This window comes from Alkalibacterium gilvum (assembly GCF_900109085.1).
In the GTDB taxonomy this organism is placed as follows: domain Bacteria; phylum Bacillota; class Bacilli; order Lactobacillales; family Carnobacteriaceae_A; genus Alkalibacterium; species Alkalibacterium gilvum.
Genome location: NZ_FNYW01000001.1, coordinates 209,267 through 216,220 on the forward strand (window position 1 = coordinate 209,267; position 6,954 = coordinate 216,220).

Annotated in this window: 5 protein-coding genes and 1 pseudogene; all 6 read left to right on the forward strand. The window is 38.6% G+C overall.

Features of this window, described 5'->3' with window-relative positions; all coding sequences use genetic code 11:
- Positions 1-5 precede the first annotated feature (5 nt).
- Positions 6-1,019: an ornithine carbamoyltransferase gene (argF, locus tag BMX83_RS00995; RefSeq protein WP_091632055.1), complete on the forward strand. Its 1,014-nt coding sequence runs from the start codon at positions 6-8 to the stop codon at positions 1,017-1,019.
- A gap of 111 nt (positions 1,020-1,130) precedes the next feature.
- Entirely contained in the window at positions 1,131-2,639 is a 1,509-nt protein-coding gene (locus tag BMX83_RS01000; RefSeq protein WP_091632057.1) for a YfcC family protein, read from the forward strand.
- A 275-nt stretch (positions 2,640-2,914) separates the two neighbouring features.
- Complete coding sequence (locus BMX83_RS01005; protein WP_091632060.1) at positions 2,915-3,658, forward strand: DeoR/GlpR family DNA-binding transcription regulator; 744 nt, start codon at positions 2,915-2,917, stop codon at positions 3,656-3,658.
- A gap of 4 nt (positions 3,659-3,662) precedes the next feature.
- A complete protein-coding gene (gene pfkB / locus BMX83_RS01010; RefSeq protein WP_091632063.1) occupies positions 3,663-4,586 on the forward strand; it encodes a 1-phosphofructokinase in 924 nt (307 codons plus the stop codon).
- A complete protein-coding gene (locus tag BMX83_RS01015; RefSeq protein ID WP_091632066.1) occupies positions 4,587-6,485 on the forward strand; it encodes a PTS fructose transporter subunit IIABC in 1,899 nt (632 codons plus the stop codon).
- Positions 6,486-6,711: 226 nt separating this feature from the next.
- Positions 6,712-6,954 (forward strand): annotated as a pseudogene (locus BMX83_RS01020) (hypothetical protein); the annotation flags it as partial.

Consider the following 6,954-nt stretch of genomic DNA (forward strand, 5'->3'; position numbering starts at 1 on the left):
TTACAATGAAAAGTGTATTTCAAAAGCGTAGTTTTTTAAAAGAGAAAGATTTTACTAAAGAGGAACTGATGTATTTAATTGATTTTTCAGCTCATCTAAAGGATATGAAGAAAAAAGGGATCCCTCATCGTTATCTTGAAGGAAAGAATATTGCCCTATTATTTGAAAAAGCATCAACGCGTACGCGTTCCGCTTTCACTACTGCCTCAATTGACTTGGGAGCCCATCCAGAATATTTAGGTAAAAATGATATTCAGATTGGTAAGAAAGAATCAATTGAAGATACTGCTAAAGTATTAGGTCGGATGTTTGACGGTATAGAGTTCCGTGGATTCAAACAAGAAAGTGTTGAGCTTCTGGCAGAGCATGCTGGTGTGCCAGTGTGGAACGGTTTAACAGACGAGTGGCACCCGACACAGATGATTGCTGATTATTTAACATTGAAAGAAAATTTTGGAAAACTGGAAGGCTTGACGTTGGCTTATACAGGAGACGGCCGTAATAATGTAGCAAATAGCTTGCTTGTTACTGGAGCTATCCTTGGCGTGAATGTGCATATTGTATCACCTGAATCATTGTTCCCAGATCAAGAAATTGTTGACCTGGCAAAAGATTATGCAGAAAAATCAGGAAGTCAGATATTGGTTACGGATGATGTCAAGAAAGGTGTGAAAGGAGCCGATGCCCTCTATACTGATGTATGGGTGTCAATGGGAGAAGAAGATAAATTTGAAGAGCGTGTCAATTTATTGAAACCTTATCAGATAAATATGGCTATGCTCAATAACACAGGAAAAGATGAAACGATTCTCTTGCACTGCCTACCTGCTTTCCACGATACACAAACTGAATATGGAAAAATGGTGGAGGAAAAATTTGGCGAGATAGAAATGGAAGTCACAGATAAAGCCTTCCGCAGTAAGCACGCTCGCCAGTTTGATCAGGCAGAAAACCGTATGCACTCAATCAAGGCTATCATGGCTGCGACGCTAGGTAATCTATTTATCCCACACGTATAATCTAAACTAAATAAACTGACTGGATGCGCCAGTCAGTTTATTTAATCTTAATTTCAAACTAGAATGTATTCATTTATTGGTATTACAAATAATGAGCTGGAGGGGTTAAAAATGTCTGATAATAAATTTAAAGATAAATTAATGTCCTTGCCATCATCGTTTACAATACTATTTATAATTATCGTTATTATGTCTATTCTTACATGGTTCGTTCCCGCAGGCAGTTATGAAGTCAATGATGCAGGGGAAATCATTGCAGGCACATTCGCTTATTCAGAACAACAACCACAAGGTATTTGGGATATATTTATGGCTCCTGTTAAAGGGATGCTTGGGACTGATACAACACCAGGTGCCATTGAAGTCTCTCTCTTTATTTTAGTTGTAGGTGGATTTTTAGGCGTTGTGAATAAAACAGGTGCACTTGATACGGCAATCGGTCAAGTGGTTAGCGCAAACAAAGGCAGAGAGAAAGCGCTCATTCCTATTTTAATGCTAATCTTTGCTTTAGGCGGAACAACGTATGGTATGGCTGAAGAAACACTCGCTTTTTATCCATTAATCATTCCTGTGATGATAGCGGTAGGGTTTGATATGCTTGTCGCTGTATCTGTTATACTTTTAGGTGCTGGTGTAGGGGTGCTAGCTTCTACAGTGAACCCCTTTGCGACAGGGGTGGCCTCACAAGCTTTAGGTATAAGTCCGGGTGACGGCATTGTCCTTCGGCTGATATTCTTTGTGGTCATGTATGGTATAACGACAGCTTACGTCTATCGGTATGCATCGAAAGTTCAGAAAAACCGAGAAAAATCGCTTGTATTTGAAGATTACGAAAAGAATAAAAATAAATTCAAAACAAAAAATCAAGATGCCAAAATGAACACAAGGCAAAAAATAGTGATCGTCCTCTTCTCCTTAACATTTATTGTGATGGTTATCAGTCTAATTCCATGGACCTTGCTTAATGAAAACTGGACGTTATTTGAAACATTCAACACCTGGTTGATGGGATTACCTATTATAGGAACGTTACTAGGGCAGCAAATGGTTCCGCTGGGCGACTGGTATTTCCAAGAAATCACAATGTTGTTCTTAGCGATGGCTGTTATTATCGGTATGATTTACAGAGTACCGGAAAAAGATATTGTTTCAGGCTTCGTGGAGGGAGCAAAAGAACTCTTGAGTGTGGCATTGATTGTGGCGCTTGCTCGAGGGATTCAGGTTATAATGAATGAAGGAATGATTACAGATACTATCCTGCATTTTGGAGAACAAGCTTTATCTGGTTTATCACCCGTTGTCTTCTCAGTGTTAACGTATATTTTCTACATTCCTCTATCCTTCTTGATTCCATCTACTTCTGGTTTAGCATCAGCAACGATGGGAATAATGGGGCCCCTAGGATCCTTTGTAGGTGTGTCAGAGCATATTGTTGTCACAGCTTTCCAATCAGCCAGTGGTATAGTCAACTTGGTCACACCGACTTTTGGCGTTGTTATGGGAGCTTTGGCTATTGCAGAGGTTGAACTAGTCACGTGGTGGAAATATACAGCTAAACTCATTGGTATTCTCTTTATAGCAACATGTATTCTGCTCGCTATAGGCGTGTTGTTCTTATAAAAATCAGCATAAATAAGAAAAGATTCCCGATGCGGCTAAGCTGTCGTTTCGGGAATTTTTTTGTTGTAGTCAAGGACTGAAAAGTTTAACGCGTAAACGTCCAACCAAGTAAGTGAATAGACACTTATATAAATGAATTTTTCTATTCATATAAATAAAAAACATAGGGTCAATTTGAATATGTAAACGAATTCGAATGTGTTTGAATGATTTTGGAAGAAAAAGATTGTTTTTTAAATTTTATCGTGTTAAACTAATTTCAAGAGGTGGGGAAAGTGCTTACAGAGGAAAGATACAAATATATTATTGAACAATTAAAGCAACAACCGACTGTATCAGTACAAGACTTGGTTATGAAATTAAACCATTCTGAGTCAACAATAAGACGCGATTTAACGACGCTTGAGGAACAAGATGTCCTTGTTCGCATACATGGAGGGGCTAGAAGAAAACGTCAACCCGTGGATGAACCGACAATGGATGAAAAAACAGTCAAATTCATTCATGAGAAAGAAAGAATCAGTCAACTAGCGGCTTCTTTGATTAACGACTTTGACGTTATTTACCTTGACGCGGGAACGACAACCTATGCTATGATTCCACATTTGAAAGGGAAAAATATTACGGTCGTAACTAACGGCGTCCCACATGCGGCACTGTTAACTGACTATAACATTGAAACAATACTCTTAGGTGGAAAAATTAAACAAAGAACAAAAGCGATTATCGGATCAATTGCTGAACAGCAACTTGATAAGGTGAATTTCAATAAAGCCTTTATGGGAATGAATGGTGTCGATGGTAACAAAGGATACACCACGCCTGATATAGAAGAAGCAGCAATTAAAGCAAAGGCAATCGAGCAGTCTGATCAAGCCTACGTTCTTGTGGACACATCGAAAGTAAATGACATCAGTTTTTCAAAAGTTGCATCAATTGAAGAATGTACCATCATCACCAATCATCTATATGATGAACAAGAAGACATCAAAGAACATACCATAGTAATGGAGGCATAAGAATATGATTTACACAGTAACATTAAATCCATCGATTGATTATGTTATATATCCAAATAACACAATTAAACTTGGAGAACTAAACAGATTCGATAAGAGTCATAAATCAGCTGGAGGCAAAGGAATAAACGTTTCCCGCATTCTCAAGCAATTAAATACAGAGAACAAGGCCCTTGGCTTTGTTGGAGGTCACACCGGAAAATTACTCACAGATTTACTTTCAGATGAAAATGTTGAGACTGATTTTACATCCATCAAAGCTTCCACACGCATTAATGTGAAAGTCAAAGGCGACCAGGAGACAGAAATAAATGATAGAGGCCCACGTGTAACAGAGTCTGAGAGTGCTGATTTTTATTCCACCTTAGCTCATTTAGCCAAAAACGATTTGGTTGTTATTGCCGGAAGCAAGCCTGATGGTCTATCAGAGGACTATTATCAGAATCTGATTGATTATGTTGAAAGCAAAGAAGCTGATTTCATTATTGATACAACGGGAAAGGAACTGCAGATGGCTTTATCAAAGAAACCATTCTTAGTGAAGCCTAATATACATGAACTAGAAGATTTGTATGGTGTAACCTTGGACACGATAGACGATATTATTCCTTATGGTAAAAAAATGCTTGAAGCGGGTGCACAACATACTATTATATCTTTGGGTGAAAAAGGCGCTCTATTTTTTATGAAGGATGAGGTTTACTATAGTGCTCCACCAGAAGGTCAGCTCGTCAATTCGGTTGGTTCAGGGGATTCGATGATTGCAGGGTTTATCGGAGAATACCAAAAGGCTAATAACCCACTGGATGCTTTTAAAATGAGTTTGGCTTGCGGAAGCGCGACTGCTTTCAAGGAAGATCTAGCTAAGAAGGAAGACATCACCAAATTAGCATCACAAATTAAAATTGAAAAATTGGAGGAGAAGTAAATGAAAATCAATGATGTTTTGAAAAAAGACTTAATGATAATGGATATGAAGGCTCGAACAAAAGAATCAGCTATAGATGAAATGGTCAAGCGCCTAGTTGATGAAGGTGTTGTTAATGACTTTGATACTTTTAAAGAAGGGATCATGAATCGTGAAGCACAGACATCAACAGGTTTAGGTGATGGTATTGCCATGCCTCACTCAAAAAATAAGGCTGTTGTTGAACCTGCTGTCTTGTTTGCTAAGTCATCAAATGGCGTAAATTACGATGCGCTAGATGGGCAGCCTGTTGAAATATTCTTTATGATAGCTGCTCCAGAAGGTGGAAATAACTTACATCTTGAAGTGTTAGCTTCACTTTCACGCCGTCTAGTGGATGCAGAGGTTGTACAAGCATTGAAAACAACGCAAAAACCCGAAGATGTTCAACTTATTTTTGATGAAAGCAACGAGGAAGAAGCAGTTACTGAAACACAAGCTAATGAAAAAGGTAAGAAATTCGTTGTGGCTGTTACAGCTTGTCCTACGGGGATTGCGCATACGTATATGGCAGAGGATGCTCTCAAGAAAAAAGCAGCTGAAATGGGTGTTGAAATTCGCGTTGAAACGAACGGAACAGACGGCGCCAAGAATAAATTAACGCGTGAGGAAATCGAGCGTGCAGATGGTGTCATCGTTGCGGCCGATAAAAAAGTAGACACAGCTCGCTTTAATGGGAAGCCTGTCGTGGAACGTCCGGTTTCTGATGGAATTAAAAAAGCAGAAGAATTAATAACAAAAGCAAGTACAGGAGATGCTCCTTTATACAAATCTGATGATAGCGCCAATACAGAAGAGTCATCAGATTCATCAGAAGGCGGATCAATCTGGCAATCAATATATAAAGATTTAATGAATGGGATCTCACATATGTTGCCATTCGTTGTTGGTGGCGGAATTTTACTTGCGTTATCATTCCTATTCGAATCATTTTTAGGTTCTGACAGTGTATTCTTTACATCATTGAATACAATAGGTGGTTCCGCATTCCAATTCCTTATTCCTATTTTAGCAGGCTACATTGCGTACAGTATTGCTGACCGTCCTGGCTTACTACCTGGTATGGCTGGTGGTTTCCTAGCCGTAGAAAGTAATGCCGGTTTCTTAGGCGGTTTAGTTGCAGGTTTTGTCGCTGGTTATGTAATGAATGCAATTAAGAAAATGCTTAAAGGCGTCCCAAAAACGTTTGAAGGACTTAAAAGTATTTTACTTTATCCAGTATTAGGCTTACTTGTTGTTGGTTTACTCATGTTCTTTATCATTGGTCCATTTTTCGCAGTTATTAACAATGCAATGCTTGATTTCTTAAATAGTCTAGGTACAGGTAATGTCGTGTTACTTGGTGCAGTCTTAGGCGGAATGATGGCTGTAGACATGGGTGGTCCGGTAAACAAAGCCGCTTATGCTTTCTCTATAGGTATCTTCACAGATACAGGCGACGGCGCCTTAATGGCCGCAGTTATGGTTGGCGGAATGATCCCACCATTAGCCATTGCACTATCAACCGTATTATTTAAATCTAAATTTACTGATTTGGAAAAACAATCAGGCTTATCTAATTTCGTTCTAGGCGTTTCATTTATTACTGAAGGAGCGATTCCGTTTGCTGCTGCAGACCCAGTACGTGTCATCGGTTCATCTGTTTTGGGTGCAGCCATTGGTGGCGGATTGACTCAACTATGGAACGTATCTATACCAGCACCACATGGCGGTTTATTCGTTGCTGGTATTGGTGAAAATCCGTTATTGTTCATTGTAGCGCTACTTATCGGTTCGATTATTTCTGCAGTCGCTATGGGTTTATGGAAGCCAAGAGTAGACACTACAAATAAAAATGCAGTAGAGAGTAACTTAAACTAAAAACAGATAACATATAAAAAAAAGACTTCTCGTATTAGAGGAGTCTTTTTTTTTATATAGAACAAGCGTTCTGTATTTTGTTATTTTCAAAGGACATAAGCTGCAGAATAGATAGTAAAGGCTATGTGTAAAATTAATGTCGGAACAGAAAAATATCGGTCTGGACAAAAAGAAAGAAGACCCTTAATCTAGAGATAACGATAACGCTAGAGAAAGAGGTCTTCTTATGAATAAAATTATATCAAAAATCATCAAAATATTAAAGGAACAAGACACATTACTCGAAGCTGAATTAGCTTTAGAAATACTTTTCCAACAGATTGTCCAAGAACTACTCTGTGCAGCTTTTAAACAAATTGATTTAGAATTGATCCAAGAGTATAAAGATCAAGGCTACGAAATAGATAGTATCCAAAAACGTACCATTCAATGGACATTTGGAGTGATTGAATTCAGCCGTCATCGCATG

Excerpts from the sequence above, each read along its gene's own strand:
- argF (WP_091632055.1), top strand. The coding sequence starts at position 6 with ATGAAAAGTGTATTTCAAAAGCGTAGTTTTTTAAAAGAGAAAGATTTT.
- BMX83_RS01000 (WP_091632057.1), top strand. The coding sequence starts at position 1,131 with ATGTCTGATAATAAATTTAAAGATAAATTAATGTCCTTGCCATCATCG.
- pfkB (WP_091632063.1), top strand. The coding sequence starts at position 3,663 with ATGATTTACACAGTAACATTAAATCCATCGATTGATTATGTTATATAT.
- BMX83_RS01015 (WP_091632066.1), top strand. The coding sequence starts at position 4,587 with ATGAAAATCAATGATGTTTTGAAAAAAGACTTAATGATAATGGATATG.